At 68.4% G+C, this 18,857-nt stretch carries 16 protein-coding genes; 14 read left to right on the top strand and 2 right to left on the bottom strand.

Translation table 11 applies throughout. The annotated features are described in order from the left end of the window. The first annotated feature begins 10 nt into the window (after positions 1-10). From AMB_RS23665 to AMB_RS22345, 3 genes are all read left to right on the top strand, one after another. A complete protein-coding gene (locus AMB_RS23665) occupies positions 11-1,738 on the top strand; it encodes a sensor domain-containing diguanylate cyclase (protein ID WP_158303991.1) in 1,728 nt (575 codons plus the stop codon). 23 nt (positions 1,739-1,761) lie between these two features. Continuing rightward, on the top strand, positions 1,762-3,585 hold the full coding sequence (gene mutL / locus AMB_RS22340; RefSeq protein ID WP_011386761.1) for a DNA mismatch repair endonuclease MutL: 1,824 nt from the start codon (positions 1,762-1,764) through the stop codon (positions 3,583-3,585). A 94-nt stretch (positions 3,586-3,679) separates the two neighbouring features. After that, positions 3,680-4,099 (top strand): hemerythrin domain-containing protein, encoded by a 420-nt coding sequence (locus AMB_RS22345; protein WP_011386762.1) that lies wholly within the window; start codon positions 3,680-3,682, stop codon positions 4,097-4,099. 12 nt (positions 4,100-4,111) lie between these two features. Here the strand turns inward: AMB_RS22345 and greB are convergent, their stop codons facing one another. Continuing rightward, entirely contained in the window at positions 4,112-4,660 is a 549-nt protein-coding gene (gene greB / locus AMB_RS22350; protein WP_011386763.1) for a transcription elongation factor GreB, read from the bottom strand. Further along, entirely contained in the window at positions 4,657-5,700 is a 1,044-nt protein-coding gene (gene tsaD / locus AMB_RS22355; protein ID WP_011386764.1) for a tRNA (adenosine(37)-N6)-threonylcarbamoyltransferase complex transferase subunit TsaD, read from the bottom strand. Before tsaD ends, greB begins: the two co-directional genes overlap by 4 nt. A gap of 88 nt (positions 5,701-5,788) precedes the next feature. Here tsaD and hemC point away from each other — a divergent pair, with 88 nt between their 5' ends. The 11 genes from hemC to AMB_RS22415 all read left to right on the top strand — a co-directional run bounded on the left by hemC (position 5,789) and on the right by AMB_RS22415 (position 18,846). Next, on the top strand, positions 5,789-6,736 hold the full coding sequence (hemC, locus tag AMB_RS22360; protein ID WP_043745666.1) for a hydroxymethylbilane synthase: 948 nt from the start codon (positions 5,789-5,791) through the stop codon (positions 6,734-6,736). A 45-nt stretch (positions 6,737-6,781) separates the two neighbouring features. Beyond that, on the top strand, positions 6,782-7,468 hold the full coding sequence (locus AMB_RS22365; protein WP_231848927.1) for a uroporphyrinogen-III synthase: 687 nt from the start codon (positions 6,782-6,784) through the stop codon (positions 7,466-7,468). Beyond that, complete coding sequence (locus tag AMB_RS22370) at positions 7,465-8,481, top strand: mitofilin family membrane protein (protein ID WP_011386767.1); 1,017 nt, start codon at positions 7,465-7,467, stop codon at positions 8,479-8,481. Before AMB_RS22365 ends, AMB_RS22370 begins: the two co-directional genes overlap by 4 nt. Continuing rightward, a complete protein-coding gene (locus AMB_RS22375; protein ID WP_011386768.1) occupies positions 8,478-9,758 on the top strand; it encodes a heme biosynthesis protein HemY in 1,281 nt (426 codons plus the stop codon). The genes AMB_RS22370 and AMB_RS22375 overlap by 4 nt, the downstream gene beginning before the upstream one ends. Further along, positions 9,755-10,363: a c-type cytochrome gene (locus tag AMB_RS22380; RefSeq protein ID WP_011386769.1), complete on the top strand. Its 609-nt coding sequence runs from the start codon at positions 9,755-9,757 to the stop codon at positions 10,361-10,363. Before AMB_RS22375 ends, AMB_RS22380 begins: the two co-directional genes overlap by 4 nt. Before the next feature lie 9 nt (positions 10,364-10,372). After that, entirely contained in the window at positions 10,373-10,900 is a 528-nt protein-coding gene (gene cobU, locus AMB_RS22385; RefSeq protein WP_011386770.1) for a bifunctional adenosylcobinamide kinase/adenosylcobinamide-phosphate guanylyltransferase, read from the top strand. Beyond that, positions 10,900-11,907 carry a cobalamin biosynthesis protein CobW gene (gene cobW, locus AMB_RS22390; protein WP_011386771.1) on the top strand — a complete coding sequence of 336 codons (1,008 nt, stop codon included), beginning with the start codon at positions 10,900-10,902 and terminating at the stop codon, positions 11,905-11,907. Before cobU ends, cobW begins: the two co-directional genes overlap by 1 nt. Next, positions 11,907-15,611 (top strand): cobaltochelatase subunit CobN, encoded by a 3,705-nt coding sequence (gene cobN / locus AMB_RS22395; RefSeq protein WP_011386772.1) that lies wholly within the window; start codon positions 11,907-11,909, stop codon positions 15,609-15,611. Before cobW ends, cobN begins: the two co-directional genes overlap by 1 nt. A 252-nt stretch (positions 15,612-15,863) precedes the next feature. Beyond that, positions 15,864-17,011 (top strand): IS3 family transposase gene (locus AMB_RS22405; RefSeq protein WP_407636034.1). Its coding sequence is split into 2 segments (ribosomal slippage): positions 15,864-16,125 and positions 16,125-17,011, totalling 1,149 coding nucleotides; the frame shifts between segments, so codons are not numbered across the junction. Positions 17,012-17,249: 238 nt separating this feature from the next. Further along, positions 17,250-17,714 carry a hypothetical protein gene (locus AMB_RS22410; protein ID WP_231848928.1) on the top strand — a complete coding sequence of 155 codons (465 nt, stop codon included), beginning with the start codon at positions 17,250-17,252 and terminating at the stop codon, positions 17,712-17,714. Positions 17,715-17,889: 175 nt separating this feature from the next. Continuing rightward, positions 17,890-18,846, top strand: coding sequence for a hypothetical protein (locus tag AMB_RS22415; protein WP_043745670.1), 957 nt, complete (start codon positions 17,890-17,892; stop codon positions 18,844-18,846). Positions 18,847-18,857 lie beyond the last annotated feature (11 nt).

Below are 18,857 nucleotides of genomic sequence, written 5' to 3' on the forward strand. Positions count from 1 at the left end.
AATGGGCAGCATGGGACGGGCTGAAACGCCGGCCGAACGGCGGCGCAAGGGGCCGAGATTCGGCGCCAATTTCATGACGGTGCTGGAAGTCTCGCGCGAACTCGTCTGCCTGTGTGTCGACGGCGTGGTGGCCGACGCCAACAGCGCCGGCATCGCCATGCTGGGCGCCGGCAGCGCCGACCAGGTGGTGGGACGCGCCTTCCGCGATCTGGTGGGCGGCGATTACGCCGGGGTGATCGACGATCTGCTCCATCTCAAGGAAATCGAGGATTCGGCCTTTCCCATCAAGGTCCGCCACCTGGACGGCGGCACCTTCGAGGCCGAGCTGCAGATTCATCCCGCCCGCGAATTGGGTCCGGCCCACGCCGTGGTCACCGCCCGCGACATTTCCCACCAAGGCCGGCTGGCCCGCACGGCACGCGACAGCGAGGACCGTTTCCAGGCCCTGGTCGAGCGCTCCATGCATCTGGTGCTGCTGTGCCATGGCGGACGCATCGGCTATATCAACGCCACCGGCGTCGCCGTTTTGGGCGGCACCGATCCCAGCCAGTTCGCCGGCATTCCGGTCTCGGAGATCTTTGCCGGCGATTACCGCGAGATCGTCGCCGCCGATCTTGGCGCCTTGCTGGACGAGGGCGGCATCATGCCCATGCGCCTCGCCCGCCTGGACGGGTCGACCTTCGATGCCCAGATCAAGGCGACCAAATTGCCGTCCCAGGGCGCCGCGCCGGAATACATGGTCGAGGCCCGCGACATCACCGGCCAGATTCGGGCGGTGGCGGCCTTGCGGCATATGAACGATACCCTGGAACAGCAGGTCGCCGCCCGGACCCGCGAGCTGGACGAGGAGCGCGCCCGCGCCGTCGAGGCCCGCGCCTTCGTGGAAAGCCTGCTGGAGGCGGTGCCCAATCCCCTGTGGTGGAAGGATACCCGTGGCCGTTACCTCGGCTATAACGGCGCCTTCCGCGAACTCCACGGCGTCGGCCCCACCGACTGGATCGGCCGCACCACTGCCGAAATGGTCAATCCCGGCTTCGCCGCTATCGCCAGTCAGGCCGATACCCAGGCCTTGGCCGAGGCCGGACGCGTCCAGTTCGAGGCTCACCTGGAGGTGGCGGCCGACCGGGCGCTGGACGTGGTCGTCAACAAGACCGTGTGGCACGGCCGCGACAATCGGCCCGAGGGGGTGATCGGCGTCATGCTCGACATCACCGAGCGCAAGCGCATGGAGGCCGAGCTGCGCCGCCTGGCCACTACCGACGTGCTGACCGGCATCTTCAACCGCCGCCATTTCATGGAGATGGCCCGGATCGAGGTGGATCGGGCGCGCCGCCACGGCCGCCCCCTGGTGGCGCTGATGCTCGACATCGATCATTTCAAGCGCATCAACGACACCCATGGCCATCCGGTGGGCGACGTGGCCATCAAGGCGCTGGCCGATGTCTGCACCCAGATCATCCGCCACGAGGACGTGCTGGGCCGCATGGGCGGCGAGGAATTCGCCATCGTGCTGACCGAGACCGACCTGGACGGCGCCCTGCTGGTGGCCGAGCGCCTGCGCCAGGCGGTAGCCGCCATCCGCATTCCGGCCGAACTGGGAACCGTCGCCTTCACCACCAGTATCGGCGTCGCCGAGCGGCTGGAGGGCGACGCCACCATCGACACCATCCTGTCGCGGGCCGACATGGCGCTTTATTCCGCCAAGCGCTCGGGCCGCAACAAGGTGGCGGTGGGATAGCCGGGCAAGGTAAGCTGCCGCCTATGTCCATCCGCCTGCTTCCCCCCACCCTGGTCAACCAGATCGCCGCCGGCGAGGTGGTCGAGCGTCCCGCCTCCGCCGTCAAGGAACTGGTGGAGAATGCCATCGATGCCGGCGCCAGCCGCATCGACGTGGTGCTGGCCGAGGGCGGCCAGTCGCTGATCGCGGTCAGCGACGACGGTTGCGGCATGAGCCCCGACGAGATGATGCTGGCCGTGGAGCGCCACGCCACCTCCAAGCTGCCCGACGATGATCTGGTGCGCATCCGCTTCCTGGGCTTTCGCGGCGAGGCGCTGCCCTCCATCGGGTCGGTGGCGCGCCTCACGCTGACCAGCCGCCCCAGGGGCGCCGACAGCGCCTGGAGCCTGTCGGTGGAAGGCGGCGCCAAGGGCCGTCCCGTCCCCGCAGCCCATCCCCAGGGGACCCGCATCGAGGTGCGCGACCTGTTCTATGCCACGCCGGCCCGGCTGAAATTCCTCAAGGCGGCGCGCACCGAGCTGACCCATGCCGCCGACGTGATCGAACGCCTCGGCATGGCCCATCCCGACATCGCCTTTTCCCTGTCCGACGGCGGGCGCAAGGTGCTGGATCTGGCCGCCAAGCGGGGCGAGCCGGGCGCGGCGCTTCTGTCGCGCATCGCCCAGGTGGTGGGGCGCGAGTTCGAGCCCAACGCCCTGGCGCTGGACGCCGAGCGCGACGGGGTCAGGCTGACCGGCTGGGCCGGGCTGCCCACCTACAACCGCGCCACCTCCGCCGCCCAGTACCTGTTCGTCAACGGCCGCCCGGTCAAGGACCGGCTGGTGATCGGCGCGGTCCGGGGGGCCTATCAGGACGTCCTGGCCCGCGACCGCCATCCGGTGGTGGCGCTGTTCCTGGAGCTTGACCCCGATCAGGTGGACGTCAACGTCCATCCCGCCAAGGCCGAGGTGCGCTTTCGCGATTCCGGGCTGGTGCGCGGCTTGATCGTCGGCGCCATCCGCCATGCCCTGGCCGGAGCCGGGCACCGGGCCAGTTCCACCCTGACCGGAGTGGCGCTGGGCGCCCTGGGTGGTGGTGGCGGCAACAGTCCGCCGCCGTCCTTTGCCCATTATCCGCCGCCGCGCCCCTCCCTGCCGCTGATCCGCGCCGGAATCGGCGCCCAGGCGCCCCTGGGACTGGCCGAGCAGGGTCTGGGCCTCCATCTGCCGCCCGCCGCCCCCGTGGCGCCGCCCGAGGCGAGGGAGGGACCGGGCGAAGCCTCCGTCGACTACCCCCTGGGCGCCGCCAAGGCCCAGTTGCACGACACCTATATCGTCGCCGAGACCGCCGACGGGCTGGTGATCGTCGACCAGCACGCCGCCCATGAGCGGCTGGTGTTCGAGCGCCTGAAACTGGGCCTGACCGAGGGGCAGGTGGCGCGCCAGGGCCTGCTGCTGCCCGAAGTGGTGGATCTCGGCGACGCCGGCGCCGCCCGGGTGACCGAGCGGGCCGGGGATCTGGCCCGCCTGGGCCTGGTGATCGACTCCTTCGGCCCCGGCGCCGTGGTGGTGCGCGAGGTCCCTGCCCTGCTGGGCGACGACGACGTTCAGGGACTGGTGCGCGATTTGGCCGATGAACTGGCCGAGTGGGGCGCTTCCACCGTCCTGGAGGAGCGCCTGCTGCACATCTGCGCCACCATGGCCTGTCACGGCTCGGTGCGGGCGGGCCGCCGCCTCTCCGTCCCCGAGATGAATGCCTTGCTGCGCCGCATGGAGGCCACCCCCCTGTCGGGGCAGTGCAACCATGGGCGCCCCACCCACGTTTCCCTCAGTCTCAACGACATCGAGAAGCTGTTCGGGCGCCGATAGCCCGCTTGTCAGCCGGCGCTTGACCGCCGTCAATTACCATAGCTGTGCACTTGGGTATTGTGGCTTCAGTTAGACGAAGTCAAGGAATACCGCCATGAGAAAGACCGACAGTTTCCGTAAACATCACGACGACCTGCGGGTCATTGTCGGCCGGCTCGAGCCCATGCTCGACCCCCAGCGGATCGCCACCGATCCGGCAGCGGTGTCCAAGGTGGTGCTCGACCTGTTCGGCAAGTTCTCCATTCACCTGGCCATCGAGGACAACACCCTGTACCCCAAATGCGCCGCCCATGCCGATGCCGCCCTGCGCCGCACCGCCGCCGAGTTCCAGGCGGAGATGGGCAATCTGTCGCAGCGCTTCGATGCCTATAAGAAGTCCTGGGCCGGTCCCCTGGCCATCGGCCGCGATCCGGCGGCCTTCGTGACGGCGACGCGCGAGATCCTCGGCCTGTTCAAGGCGCGGGTCGAGCGCGAGGAAAGCCGGCTCTACGACCTGTTCGACAAGGCGGCGTGAGGGGGAACCCCCTCACTCTCCGTAGGAGATGGCCACCACCTCGATCATTTCGACCCCGGACGGAGTGCGCACCGGCACGGAATCCCCTTCGGCCGCCTTCAAGAGGGCACGGGCCACCGGGGAGATCCAGCTGATCAGCCCCTTCTCCAGGTCGGCCTCGTCGATGCCGACGATGGTGACGGTGATCTCCTCGTCGCGGGCATTGGCATAGGTGACGGTGGCCCCGAAGAATATCTGGTCGCGCTTCTTCTGCTGCTCGGGATCGACCACATGGGCGGATTCCATGCGCTTGGTCAGGAAGCGGATGCGGCGGTCGATCTCGCGCAGCCGCTTCTTGCCATAGAGGTAGTCGCCGTTTTCCGAACGGTCGCCATTGCCCGCCGCCCAGGACACCACCTCGACCACCTTGGGGCGCTCGATCTTGTGCAGGTGGGACAGTTCCGCCTTTAGCGCCGCAAAGCCCTGGGGTCGCATGTAGTTCTTGGCGCCGGGCGGCAGGCCCTGGGGCAGGTCCTCGGAGTCCTCGTCGCCGTCGCTTTCCTTGGTGAAGGCCTTGCTCACGCCTTGGCTCCCTTCCTGGCAGTGGGGTCCAGCGGCCAGCGCGGCCGTGGCGCGAAGGTCAGATCGTCGCTTTGGCCCAGGCGCAGCCGTTCGAGACCCGCCCAGGCGATCATGGCGGCGTTGTCGGTGCACAGCTTCAGCGGCGGAGCCAGGAATTCCAGGCCCGTTTCGTTTCCGATCCGAACCAGAACCTGGCGCAGCGCCGTATTGGCGGCGACACCGCCGGCCACCACCAGATGCTGGGTCTGGGGCCAGCGGGACTTCATCTCGCGCACGCCGCGCCGCACCCGGTCGGCCATGGCATCGGCCACCGCATCCTGAAAGGCGCGGGCCACATCGGCCTGATCGGCGGCCGACAACGGCTGGGGCAGGCTTTCGATCAGCAGGCGGGCGGCGTTCTTGAGCCCCGAGAAGCTGAAATCGCAGCCCGGCTTGCCCTTCATGGGGCGCGGCAGGGTAAAGCGGGCCGGATCGCCACCTTGGGCCGCCGCCTCCACCGCCGGGCCGCCGGGATAGCCCAGCCCGGCCATCTTGGCCACCTTATCGAAGGCCTCGCCCGCCGCGTCGTCGATGGTGGTGCCGAGACGGGTGTACCGGCCCACCCCCTCGACGGCCAGCAACTGGCAATGGCCGCCCGAGGCCAGCAGCAGCAGATAGGGAAAGGCGATATCGTGGGTCAGGCGCGGCGTCAGGGCGTGGCCTTCCAGATGGTTGACCGCCAGGAACGGCTTGCCCGCGGCCAGCGCGATGGCCTTGCCGGTCATCACGCCGACGATCACGCCGCCGATCAGGCCGGGACCGCCGGTGGCCGCCACGGCGTCCAGGTCGGCAAAGCCCACGCCGGCGCGGCGCATGGCCTCGGCCACCAGCTTGTCCATATGGGCCAGATGGGAGCGGGCGGCGATTTCCGGCACCACCCCGCCGAAGGGCCGGTGCTCGTCCAGTTGCGACAGCACCACCTCGCCCAGAATCTCGCGCCGGTCGTTGACCACGGCGGCGGCGGTTTCATCGCAGGAGCTTTCGATACCCAGAACAAGCACTTTATCTGCCCCTCAATGGCCCGACACCGCCCGGCCCTTTGTAAATCCCTTTGCACAGCGGCGTCCGACTTACTACAACAACCAGACCATGACCGCAAAACTTCCCATCCTCCGCATCGGAACCCGTGGCTCGCCGCTGGCCCTAGCCCAGACCCACGAGACCCGCGACCGCCTCGCCGCCGCCTGGGCGCCCTTGGGCCAGGAAGGCGCCATCGACATCGAGGTCATCAAGACCACCGGTGATCTGGTGCAGGACCGACCGCTGGCCGAAATCGGCGGCAAGGGCCTGTTCACCAAGGAACTGGACGAGGCCATGCTGTCGGGCCGCATCCATCTGGCCGTCCATTCCATGAAGGACGTGCCGACCCAATTGCCCGACGGCATCGTGCTGCCCTGCATCCTGCCGCGTGAAGACGTGCGCGACGCCTTCCTCAGCCTGAAGGTGGGGTCCCTGGCCGAACTGCCCCAAGGCGCGGTGGTGGGAACCTCGTCCCTGCGCCGCGGCGCCCAGATCCTGCACCGGCGTCCCGACCTCAAGGTGGTGAACTTCCGCGGCAACGTCCAGACCCGGCTGCGCAAGCTGGAAGAGGGCGTGGTGGACGCCACCATGCTGGCCATGGCCGGTCTGCGGCGCCTGGGGCTGGCCCAGCACGCTACCTCGGCCCTGTCCGAGGACGACATGCTGCCCGCCGTGGCCCAAGGCGCCATCGGCATCACCTGCCGCGCCGACGATCAGGCCTCGCTGGATTATCTGGCGGCACTCAACTGCCCCGATTCCTTCGTCCGCGTCGCGGCGGAGCGGGCTTTCCTCACCCGTCTCGACGGTTCGTGCCGCACCCCCATCGCCGCCCTGGCCGAGCTGGACGGCGACCGCCTGTCCTTCCGCGGCCTGATCGTCAGCCCTGACGGCACCACGGTCCACGCCACGGCACGCAGCGGCAGTCGGGCCGATGCCGAAGCCATGGGCAAGGACGCCGCCGAGGAGCTGATCAAGGTCGCCGGGCCGGGCTTCTTCGACCTGATCAAGCCGCACTGAACCATGCGAGCCCTCGTCACGCGACCGAAGGAGGATTCCGAGGGCGTGGCGCAGGCACTGAAGCAGCGCGGCCTCGACGTCATGGTCGAGCCGCTGCTCGACATCGCCCCGGTGGAGGGCGCCAAGCCCGATCTCGGCGGCGCCCAGGGCATCCTGGTGACCAGTGCCAACGGCATTCGCGCCCTGGGCCGCCTCACCCCCGGCCGGGAGCTTCCCGTCTGGGCCGTGGGCGACGCCTCGGCCCGCGCCGCGCGCGAAATGGGGTTCACCCGCGTGGAAAGCGCCGGTGGCGACGTGGAGACCCTGGCCGAGCTGGTGGCGGCCCGCGTCGACCCCCAGGGCGGCGCCCTGCTGCATGCCGCCGGAACGGTGACGGCCGGGGATCTGTCGGGGCGCTTGTCGGCGCTGGGATTCCAGGTGCGGCGGCAGGTCCTTTATCGGGCGGTGACCGCCACCCGCCTGTCCGACGGGCTGCGGGACGCGCTGCGGAACGGCCAACTGCATCTGGCTCTGTTTTTCTCTCCCCGCACCGCCAGGACCTTTGCTACCTTGGCGGTTGAGGCGGGGGTGCGGGACAGTCTCGCCGCCATCGCCGCCTATGGCCTGTCGGCCAATGTCTCGGCCGAGCTTGGCCCGCTGCCCTGGCGGGTGCTGCGCCAGGCCGCCGAACCTACCCAGGCGGCTCTGCTGGCCGCCATCGACGACGACCTCAACCGGGGATTCAGCCCATGACGTCAGAGCCTGCTTCCGAGCCCGCCGCCCCCGTGGAGGCGCCGACCCAGGGAGCGCCGAAGAAATCGTCGGGCCGCCTGATCGCCGTACTGGCCGTCCTCGCCCTGGGCGGCGGCGCCTATGGGACGTTCCCCCTGTGGCGGGACCTGCTGGGGCTGCCATCCGCCCCGGCCTCCGAATCCTTCGAGGTCGAGAACCTGCGGGCGGAATTGGCGGCGGCTACCAACCGCATCGCCCAGCTGGAAGCCAAGCCCCCCGCCGACGGCAGCGACGCCGCCCGCCTCGACCGGCTGGAAGAAGCCCTGAAATCCGCCCCGGCCCGCGCCGCCGCCCCCATCGCCGAGATCGAATCGATCTCGAAACAACTGGCCGATCTCAAGCGTTATTCCGCCGAAGCCAGCGCCGTGCTGCGTCTGGCCGAACGTCTGGAGCAACTGGATCTGGCCGTGCGCGACTTGCAGGCCAAGCGCTCATCGGCCGCCGCTCTGCTGCTGGCGGTGGGGCAGTTGCGCGAAGCGGTGGCGGCTGGACGGCCCTTCGATTCCGAATGGCGCGCCGCCCGCGTCCTGGCGGGCGAAGACACGGAAAGCCTGGGGCTGCTGGACCAGATTAAGCCGCAGGCGGGCGAGGGCATCGCCCCCCGCGCCGCCCTGGTGCAAAGCTTCGACGTCCTGGCCCCCGCCCTGATCCGCGCCGAGATCCTGCCCGAGGGTGATGGCTGGTGGCGGCGCACCGCCGACCGGCTGCTGTCCCTGGTCACCATCCGCCGCGAGGATGGTGCCGCCGTGGGCGCCAATGCCGCCGCCGTGGTCGGCCGCGCCCAGGCCGCCGTAAGCCGTGGAGATCTGGCCGCCGCCCTGGCCGAACTTGACGCCCTGAGCCCCGGCCCGGCCCAGGCCGCCGCTCCCTGGATCGCCGCCGCCAAGGCCCGCCAGGGCGCCGACAAGGCCCTGTCGCAGATGACCGCCCAAGCGGTGGCCTTGGCCGGATCGGGCGTGAGGGTTGGGCCATGAGGCGGTTTCTCGTCTTCGTCGTCCTCACCGGGCTGGCGGTGGCCGGCGCCGTCTGGCTGGCCGACCGGCCGGGCGAGGTGACCATCCGCTGGCAAGGCTGGCGCCTGGACACCACCGTACCCGTGCTGCTCGCCGTCCTGGCGCTGCTGCTGGTGGGGCTGTCGCTGCTGGCCCGTCTGGTGCGGGCGGTGTTCGGCGCCCCCGGCCGCTGGCTGCAGTCGCGGCGTTTGGGCCGTCAGCGCAAGGGCTACATGGCCTTGTCCGACGGGCTGGCCGCCGCCGCCTCGGGCGACGCGGCCCGCGCCGCCAAGCTGTCGCGCAAGGCCGACAAGCTGCTGAAGGACCCGGCGGTCACCGCGCTGCTCACCACCCAGGCGGCTCAGTTGGGCGGTGACGCGGACCAGCTCCGCGACCGCTTCCGCGCCATGACCGGGCGCAAGGAAACCGCCTTCCTGGGCCATAAGGGTCTGGCCGAACTGGCCCTGAAATCCGGTGATCGGGCCATCGCCCGCGACGAGGCGGCCAGGGCCTTCGAGCTGCAGCCGATGGCCGCCGATCTGGCCGTCCAGCTGCTCGACCTGCATGTGGAAGCCGGCGCCTGGGCCGAAGCCGAGCAGGTGCTGCGCCTGGCGCGGCGCCATGGCGCGGTCTCGGAGGCCGACTTCCCCCGCCGCCACGCCCTGATCCTGCTGGGCCGCGCCGAAGAGGCGCTGCGGGCCGGCGACGAATCCTTGGCCCTGGACTGGGCGCAGGACGCCCGCGACGCCGACCCGCTGTTCACCCCGGCCATCACCCTGGCCGCCGACCTGCTGCGCCGCCGGGGCAAGGGGCGCAAGGCCGCGTCCCTGCTGAAGGCCGCCTTCAAGGCCCATCCCCATCCGCTGCTGATCACCGAATGGCGCAAGCTGGGCGACGGCGAAAGCGCCCTGGACCGGGTCAAGAGCCTGCAGGAGCTGGCCCAGGCCAACCCAGGCGCCCCCGAGGGCCATATGGCCCTGGCTGAAGCTGCCCTCGATGCCCAGTTGTGGGGGCTGGCCCGGACCCATCTGGCCAAGGCCCAGGAGCAGCGCCCCACCCGCGCCGTCTTCGCCCTGTTGGCCCGCGTCGAACGCGACGAGCGCAAGGACGAGGCCGCCGCCAATGCCTGGACCCTGAAGGCCGCGACCGATTCGGTCCCGGAATCGTCCTGGACCTGCGGTGGCTGCGGCCACCAGACCCCTGACTTCGCCCTGAGCTGTCCGGCCTGCGGGGCCGCCGGCCGACTGGAGTGGACATGACGCCCTACGCCGTGCTCGCCGCCGTCCTGGCGGCTCTTTGCGCCTCTCCCGCCCTGGCCGCCCCCAGCCCGGCCACCGACGGCAAGGCGCTGTTCGCCGCCAAGGGCTGCCAGGCCTGCCACGGCGAGGCGGGGGCCAAGCCCATCGCCGGATCGCCCGTCATCGCCGGGCAGAACGCCATCTATCTGGCGCGGCAGATGACCGAGATCGCCGACGGCACCCGCACCTCGGCTCCGGTCAAGGTGATGAAGCCGATCATCGAAAAGACCACCCCCGACGAGCGCAAGGCCCTGGCCGAATGGCTTTCGACGCAAAAGCCGGCCGACCCGCAAACGGGCGACAAGGCCAAGGCCGAGCAGGGCGCCGAGCTGTTCGACGAGAACGGCTGCATCGGCTGCCACGGCGCCGACGGGCTGAAGCCGCTGGCCGACTATCCCTTCCTCGCCGCCCAGCGCAAGGACTACCTGATGATCCAGATCAAGGCCATCCGCGACGAAATCCGCTCGACGCGGCGCACCCGCATGATGACCGCCAATGTCCGCAAGTTCTCCGATGCCCAGGTGGAGCAGGTGGCGGAGTTCCTTTCGCAGACCAAACGGAAATAGGCGGCCGGGATGAGCTTGCATCCGCTTCCCGCCTCCACCCTGGTTTTGGGCGGCGCCCGGTCGGGCAAATCGGCCTTTGCCGAATCCCTGTTCGGCGACAGCCCCGCCCTCTATCTCGCCACCGGCCAGGCCCTGGACGGCGAGATGGCCGAGCGCATCGATCACCACCGCCGCCGCCGCGGCCCCAGCTGGAGCACCCTGGAGGAGCCCCTGGATCTGGCCGAGGCGCTGGACAACGTCCTGAGGCCCGACCGGCCGGTGCTGGTGGACTGCCTGACCATGTGGCTGTCCAACCTGATGCATGCCGGGCGCGACATCGACCGCTCGCTGGGCCATCTATGCGAAGTCCTGGCCGAGCCCGCCGGACCGGTGGTGATGGTCTCCAACGAAGTGGGCATGGGTCTGGTGCCCGAGACCAGCCTGGGCCGCCAGTTCCGCGACCACCAGGGCCGCGTCAACCAGCGGGTCGCCGCCCAATGCCGCAAGGTGGTGTTTGTCGCCGCCGGCCTTCCTTTGGTTCTCAAGGATATTCCCTGATGCGCAAGGTTCCCGCTACCGTCATCACCGGCTTTCTCGGCGCCGGCAAGACCACCCTGGTCCGCCACCTGCTGGAACATAACCAGGGACGGCGCATCGCGCTGATCGTCAACGAGTTCGGCGATATCGGCGTGGACGGCCAGTTGCTGGCCGCCTGCGGCGTGGCGGGCTGCACGGACGACGACATCATCGAGCTGGCCAATGGCTGCCTGTGCTGCACCGTGGCCGACGAGTTCCTGCCCACCATGCAGGCCTTGCTCGACCGCCCCAACCCGCCCGACCATATCGTCATCGAGACATCGGGCCTGGCCCTGCCCAAGCCGCTGGTCAAGGCCTTCCACTGGCCGGAGATCCGCTCGCGCGTCACCGTCGACGGCGTGGTGGCGGTGGTGGATTCCCCGGCCGCCGCCGCGGGACGCTTTGCCTCGACGCCTGAGGAGATGGCCCGGCCCGATCACGACAACCCCCTCGAGGAAGTGTTCGAGGACCAGTTGGCCTGTGCCGACCTGATCTTGCTGAACAAGTCCGACCTGCTGGAGGCCGCCGCCCTGGAAGCCCTGCGCAGCGGCATCGCCGCCCGCCTGCGCCCCGGCGTCAAGACCCTGCCCACCCGCATGTCAGCGGTGGACCCGCTGGTGGTCCTGGGCCTGTCGGCCGCCGCCGAGGAGGATCTGGCCGCCCGGCCATCCCATCACGACGCCGAGGACGGCCACGATCACGACGATTTCGAGAGCTTCGCCGTCTTCCTGCCCATGGTCGACGACCCGGCCGTGGTCGAGGCCCGCGCCATCGCCGCCATCGCCGACCACGATATCCTGCGCCTGAAGGGCTTCCTGGCAGTGACCGGCAAGCCGGCCCGCCACGTGATCCAGGCCGTCGGTACGAGAGTGGAACGATACTTCGACCGCCCGTGGAAAGCGGATGAGGAGCGCGTCGGCACCCTGGTGGTGATCGGCCGCACCGGCCTCGACCGCCAGCGGATCGAGGCCGCGCTTCAGGGTCTCTGATGCATCTTCTCGCCACCCAGGCCGGAACCATCTCCGACGGCACCGAGGCCATCGATCTTGGCCAGAGCCCCGCCGACATGGTGGTGCTGTCCGCCGCCGACACGGAACTGGCGGCGCTGGCCGCCGCCTTCGGGGCCTGGAGCGACGCGCCGTTTAGCCTGCGTCTGGCCAATCTCACCCGCCTCGCCCACCACATGTCGGTGGACCTCTATGTGGAGCAGGTGGTGGCCAAGGCCCGGCTGGTGGTGGTGCGCCTGCTGGGCGGGCGCTCCTACTGGCCTTACGGTATCGAGCAGATCGCAAGCGCCTGCCGCCGCAACGGTGTCGCCCTGGCCCTGCTGCCCGGCGCCGACCAGCCCGACCCCGATCTTGCCGCCGATTCCACCCTGGCCCCCGAGGCGATCGAGCGCCTGTGGGCCTATCTGCTGCATGGCGGGCCGGATAATTGCCGCTCGTTCCTGGCCTATGGCGCCAGCCTGATCGGGCATCCGGCCGAGTGGCTGGAACCCCGGCCCCTGCCCCAGGCCGGTCTTTATGGCGATTCCGATCCACGCGATGGGCGCCCCCGCGCCCTGGTGGTGTTTTACCGCGCCCTGGTGCTGGCCGGCGACACCGCCCCGGTGGATGCTCTGCTGGCGGGCCTGCGCGGGCAGGGGCTGGCGGCCTCGGCCCTGTTCGTCCACAGCCTGAAGGACCCGGTCAGCGCCGCGCTGACCCGCACCCTGCTGGCCGAGACGCCGCCCGATGTCATCGTCAACGCCACCGGCTTCGCCGTCTCGTCGCCGGGCCGGGCGGAAAGCACTCCGTTCGACGCCGCCGATTGCCCGGTGCTCCAGGTCATCCTGGCGGCGGGCACGCGGGAGGCCTGGGCGGCGGGCAACCAGGGGCTGGGGCCGCGCGACATCGCCATGAACGTGGCGCTGCCCGAGGTGGACGGACGCATCATCACCCGCGCCGTCTCGTTCAAGCAGGCCCGGCGCGACGAGGCCACCCAGTGCGATCTCGCCACCCATGGCCCGGTGGCGGACCGAATCGACCATGTGGCGAAGCTGGCCGCCAATTGGGCGCGGCTGCGCCGCAAAGCCCCGTCCGAGCGCCGGGTCGCCCTGGTGCTGGCCAATTATCCCAACCGCGACGGGCGCATCGGCAACGGTGTCGGCCTCGACACCCCGGCCGGAACGGTGCGGGTGCTGGAAGCCCTGGCCGAGGCGGGCTATGGCGTCACCAACATCCCCGGGAGCGGCAACGCCCTGATCGAGCTGATGCAGGCGGGCGCCACCAATGACTGGCGCGCCCTGGCCCATCGCGAGCGGCGCGAAACCTTGTCCCTGCCCGATTACCTCGCCTGGTTCCAGTCCCAGCCCCGATCCCTGCAGGACAAGGTCACGGCGCGCTGGGGCGCCCCCGAGGCCGATCCCTTCTTCGCCAAGGGTGAACTCACCTGCGGCGACTTCATCCTGCCGGCCTCCCGTTTCGGTCTCGTTACGGTCGCGGTGCAGCCGGCGCGCGGCTACAACATCGACCCGTCCAGCTCCTATCACGATCCCGATCTGGTGCCGCCCCACAACTACCTGGCCTTCCATGCCTGGATCCAGGACGGTTTCAGGGCCGACGCCGTGGTGCATATGGGCAAGCACGGCAATCTGGAATGGCTGCCGGGCAAGGCCCTGGCCCTGTCGGCCGAGTGCTTCCCAGAGGCCGCGCTGGGGCCGCTGCCCCACCTTTACCCCTTCATCGTCAACGATCCGGGCGAGGGCACCCAGGCCAAGCGGCGGGCGGCGGCGGTGATCATCGACCACCTGACTCCGCCGCTGACCCGTGCCGAGAGCTACGGCCCCCTGCGCGAGTTGGAGCGTCTGGTGGACGAGTATTACGAAGCGGCGGGCGTCGACCCCCGCCGTCTGACGATGCTGCGCCGCGAGATCCTGACCCTGTCGGCCGCCACCGGGCTGGATGCCGATCTGGGCATCAGCCGCAACGACGCCCCCGACGAGGCCTTGAAAAAGCTCGACAATCATCTGTGCGAGCTGAAGGAACTGCAGATCCGCGACGGCCTGCATATCTTCGGCCTGTCCCCTGCGGGAGACCAGTTGACCGATCTGCTGGTGGCCCTGGCCCGGGTCCCGCGAGGCGCCGCCGCCGAGGCCGCCTCGCTGCCCCGGGCGCTGGCCGCCGATCTGGGGCTCGACGGCTTCGATCCCCTGGATTGCACCCCCGGCGAGCCCTGGACCGGCCCCCGGCCGGATGCCCTGGGCGGCGAATCCCCCTGGCGAAGCCATGGCGATACGGTCGAGCGCCTGGAAGCCCTGTCCCGCGCCCTGATCGCCGGGGAAAGACTCCCCGAACCGGGATGGACAAGGACCATTCCGGTTTTGCAATGGATCGACGGCCACCTGCGTCCCGTGGTTCAGTGCTGCGGCCAGGCCGAGATCGAGGGGCTGCTGACGGGCCTTGCCGGATGCTTCGTCGCCCCCGGCCCGTCCGGTGCCCCCACCAGGGGGCGGCCCGACGTGCTGCCCACCGGGCGCAACTTCTATTCCGTCGACACTCGGGCGGTGCCCACGCCGGCGGCCTGGAGCCTGGGGTGGAAATCGGCGCAATTGCTGTTGGAGCGCCATCTGCAGGAGCACGGCGACTGGCCCCGCGCCCTGGCCCTGACCGCCTGGGGCACCTCGAACATGCGCACCGGCGGTGACGACATCGCCCAGGCCCTCGCCCTGTTGGGGGTCAAGCCCCGCTGGGACGTGGGCTCCAACCGGGTGGCCGGCTTCGAGATCCTGCCGGCCACGGTGCTGGATCGCCCCCGAATCGATGTGACCTTGCGCGTCTCCGGCTTCTTCCGCGACGCCTTTCCCAACCTGATCGACCTGTTCGATTCGGCGTCTCGCGCCGTTGCTGCCCTGGACGAGCCCGCCGACATCAACCCCTTGGCCGCCCGGGTCCAGGCCGAGCGGACCCGGCTGGAGGCCGAGGGCGCCTCGGCGGAGCAGGCGGCGCGGCAGGCGGGCTTTCGCGTGTTCGGCTCCATGCCGGGAGCCTACGGCGCCGGGTTGCAGGCCCTGATCGACGAAAAGGGCTGGGCCACCCGCGCCGATCTGGCCGAATCCTACATCGCCTGGGGCGGCTGGGCCTATGGCGCCGGAACGGAAGGCGAGGCCGGGCACACCCTGTTCCGCCAGCGCCTGTCCAGGGTCGAGGCGGTAGTGCACAACCAGGACAACCGCGAGCACGATCTGCTGGATTCCGACGATTACTACCAGTTCGAGGGCGGCCTGGCGGCGGCGGTGGAGACCGCTTCGGGCACGGCGCCCACCATCTGGCACGCGGACCATTCCCGCCCCGAATCACCCCGCATCCGCACCCTGGACGACGAGATCGCCCGGGTGGTCCGCGCCCGGGTGGTCAATCCCAAGTGGATTCAGGGCGTCATGCGCCACGGCTACAAGGGCGCCTTCGAGATGGCGGCCAGCGTCGATTACCTGTTCGCCTTCGCCGCCACCACCAAGGCAGTCAAGGACCACCATTTCGATCTGGTGGCCGAGGCCTATCTGGGTGACGAGGCGGTGCTGGACTTCCTCAAGGCCAACAACCCCGCCGCCCTGGCCGAGATCCGCGCCCGGCTCAACGAGGCCATCCAGCGCGGCCTGTGGCACCCGCGGCGCAATTCCTCGTATCGACTGCTGGAGTCCGACCCGCCATGCTGACCCCCCGCGCCCTGATTCTCGCCGCCCTGGCCTTCGCCGGCACGGTTGGCGGCTACCTGCTGTCGCGGGGCATGCTCCACTGGCCCAAGGGCTGAGGCGGTGTCGGAACCAATCATAGATCGGACTGAGAGGCGCTGAAAGGCCGCTATTTAGGCCTTTCAGCCGGAGCCGGTGAGCTACTCCCCGGAAATTGGACACTGACGGAAGCTACGATCTGATGTTTGCTGATCCCCAACTACGAGGAGATCAGAGATGTCGAAGCGCAGGAACCATGACGCGGCCTTCAAGGCGCGTGTCGCCCTTGAGGCGCTGAAGGGCGAGCGGACGGTATCGGAATTGGCGTCGGCCTATGGCGTCCATCCGACCATGATCCATCAATGGAAGAAGTCCCTGCTGGACGGGGCGGCGGAGATCTTCGAACGCGGGGCCAAGAAGAAGGCCGAGGTGGACGAGGATACGGTGCGATCCCTGCACGCCAAGATCGGGGAGCTGGCCGTGGCCAACGATTTTTTGTCTCGAAAGCTCAAGCCGTGGACCGGCAAGTGAGGCGGACCATGATCGAGCCCAAACACCCGGCGCTGTCGATCGGCGCCCAGTGCCACCTGCTGTCCATTGCGCGATCATCGTTCTATTACGAGCCCTTGGGCGAGACGGAGGCAAACCTGGAGCTGATGCGGTTGATCGACCGCCAATTCCTGGAAACGCCGTTCTATGGTGTCCGTCAGATGGCTTGGCATCTCCAGAACGAGGGCCACCCGGTCAACGTCAAGCGCGTCCGGCGGCTGATGCGGCTCATGGGCCTGATGCCGATCTACCAGAAGCCCAACACCAGCAAGCCCGCCAAGGGCCACAAGACCTATCCCTACCTGCTGCGGGGCCTGCGGATCGACCGGCCCAATCAGGTCTGGTGCGCCGACATCACCTATCTGCCCATGCGCCGGGGATTCCTTTATCTGATCGCCATCATGGACTGGGCCACCCGGAAAGTGCTGGCCTGGCGCATCTCCAACACGCTCGAGGCCGACTTCTGCGTCGAGGTGCTCAACGAGGCCATCCTGCGCTTCGGCCCGCCGGAGATCATGAACACCGACCAGGGCAGCCAGTTTACATCCTTCGCCTGGATCGACCGGCTGAAGCAGGCCGGAACCCGCATCTCCATGGACGGCAAGGGCCGTTGCATCGACAACGTCTTTATCGAGCGCCTGTGGCGGTCCCTAAAATACGAATGCGTCTATCTCCATGCCTGGGAAACCGGCTCGCAAGCAAGGGCCGGGATCGGACCCTGGATCACCTTCTACAACCACAAACGGCCCCACGCCGCCCATGGCGGAAGGACCCCCGCCGTGGTCTACTGGAATACCATCAACCAAACCGATCAGCAGGCCCGGAGAGTAGCTTAAACTTCCCCGAATTCTGTCCAACCAATGGGGAGTAGCTCAAACTTCGATAGAGGGGGACGTTTTGCGTAAACTTGTTATTGCATCTCTGGCTGTGCTGAGCGCCTGCGCGACTCCATCCACTTATGAGTTGAAGTGGAGGGCGGAACGGAACTTCGACAAATTCGCCGATGGGCCGACATGCCGCGTGAGCATATGGGGGAATTGGTCGGGCTCCCTATTCCCCCACCAGTTCGCCGGCATGATCTATCCTGTTGTGGAAATGCGGGGTGACCTGGTGCTGGTGGGAGCCAAGAGCGTTCCCATGGGTAATGCTATGGCTCAATTCCAAATGCCGGTTGGCGACATTCAACTGAGGATCGACGGCAACAAAGCTTGGACTGTTGCAGCAATCAACACCCCCAGCCTAGCTCCCGAGGGAAACTCCAAGGAGATCGGGGCACAGAAGGTTGCAAACTCGGCGTCACCATCACCCTATCTGGACCCGAAGGCTATGGCCGAGATGACCCAGAACATGATGAGCACCTACCGCAGCGGCATGTCACCAATCACCGCGACAAGCGGCGACACCGCCAAGGACATCCTCAGGCAGATGGCTACCGGCAGGACGATATTGTTCCGCCAGGTTAACGGCAATGCTGCCGGGAAGACGTTCGAGTATTCCCTGGAAACCTTCAATTCTGCCATGGCGGCATGCGCATCCTGAAAAGCCGGCCCCCGATTTGACAGACTCAACAGAATGTTAGAAGCTTAGCCCTGGTCTGTGCGGCTAACGATCCGCGTATATATATGCATCTCGTCTTGACGCCCCCCTTGGGGGGCTAGGGCGGTATCGTATGTGTGCGCGGACCTCGAATAACAAATCGAGGAAAGCCGTACCCATGCCCCTGTCTCCTGAACTCTCATACGACGCCCACATCGCCCCCATTCTGGTCGGCACCCACGCCCCAGGATTGCCCTCATACATCATTGCAATTCAACGATTTATTGCCCGCCTCGACTTTCCGGCCAAAGCCACCAGGCGTGCGGCCTCCATAGTAGCATCCCTCCAAGACCGTCTCTCCTCCCGCCTGGCAGGTAAGCTTCAGAGATGGAAAGACCTGGGGGATGCGGAGAAGCTCCTCTACATCGTCATCGGATTGGAGCAGATGAACTTCAGGTTCAACGCCTTCGCCACCATCCACCTGAAGGAGGCCGGCAACGAGATCGAGACAGCCGAACAGGTGGTCGCCGATCTTCAAGAGGTGCTCCGGCATGTTGACCCCATGGCCGAGGTGCTGGCGGTCGAGGCGCTTGATCGAGGTATCCGGCATGTCCACTGCCTGGTCTCGCTGCCGAAGGCTCCAACCACCCGTGCTGGCCGTGCCCACCTCCGCGATATCGTCGGCTGGTTCGATGAGCGCAATGGCCGGCCAGGCATCGCCTGGAAGAATGGCAGCGGCGTTCCCGCCCATCTCGAATGGCTGGACGAGCAGAAGGTCTTCCAGCGCGTCGGCGTTGGCGGTCTCGTGGGGGCGGCCTGCTACATGGCTGGCCAGCGTGAGATGCGCTTGGTCGCCGGTCGGAACCTACGCGCCATCGGCAAGCGGCTTCATGCCGACGCGACGGAGGGCGTGCGCCAGGCGCGTAGTCCGGGTAGCCAGTTCAGTCTCGATGCCGAGACCGAGTGTGAGGCGCCTCTAGCCGGCAGATCGGGCGAGAGCGAGATGGTTGAAGATATCTCACGACTGACCTCTGCTAAGTTCGATCTGATTGAACTGACCCGGCAGGAATGGGCACGGAGTTGGTGGCGCGTTCCGCCCTGCATTGAGCGCCCGGCCCTGCTGCCGGCAAGATAGCGCACTTAGCT

The sequence above is a fragment of the Paramagnetospirillum magneticum AMB-1 genome, from assembly GCF_000009985.1.
Lineage (GTDB): Bacteria > Pseudomonadota > Alphaproteobacteria > Rhodospirillales > Magnetospirillaceae > Phaeospirillum > Phaeospirillum magneticum.

Coding starts and splice junctions, on each gene's coding strand:
- AMB_RS22415 (WP_043745670.1), top strand. CDS start 17,890: ATGCCCCTGTCTCCTGAACTCTCATACGACGCCCACATCGCCCCCATT.
- cobW (WP_011386771.1), top strand. CDS start 10,900: ATGCGCAAGGTTCCCGCTACCGTCATCACCGGCTTTCTCGGCGCCGGC.
- AMB_RS23665 (WP_158303991.1), top strand. CDS start 11: ATGGGACGGGCTGAAACGCCGGCCGAACGGCGGCGCAAGGGGCCGAGA.
- AMB_RS22375 (WP_011386768.1), top strand. CDS start 8,478: ATGAGGCGGTTTCTCGTCTTCGTCGTCCTCACCGGGCTGGCGGTGGCC.
- hemC (WP_043745666.1), top strand. CDS start 5,789: ATGACCGCAAAACTTCCCATCCTCCGCATCGGAACCCGTGGCTCGCCG.
- AMB_RS22370 (WP_011386767.1), top strand. CDS start 7,465: ATGACGTCAGAGCCTGCTTCCGAGCCCGCCGCCCCCGTGGAGGCGCCG.
- cobN (WP_011386772.1), top strand. CDS start 11,907: ATGCATCTTCTCGCCACCCAGGCCGGAACCATCTCCGACGGCACCGAG.
- cobU (WP_011386770.1), top strand. CDS start 10,373: ATGAGCTTGCATCCGCTTCCCGCCTCCACCCTGGTTTTGGGCGGCGCC.
- AMB_RS22410 (WP_231848928.1), top strand. CDS start 17,250: ATGATCTATCCTGTTGTGGAAATGCGGGGTGACCTGGTGCTGGTGGGA.
- AMB_RS22345 (WP_011386762.1), top strand. CDS start 3,680: ATGAGAAAGACCGACAGTTTCCGTAAACATCACGACGACCTGCGGGTC.
- mutL (WP_011386761.1), top strand. CDS start 1,762: ATGTCCATCCGCCTGCTTCCCCCCACCCTGGTCAACCAGATCGCCGCC.
- AMB_RS22380 (WP_011386769.1), top strand. CDS start 9,755: ATGACGCCCTACGCCGTGCTCGCCGCCGTCCTGGCGGCTCTTTGCGCC.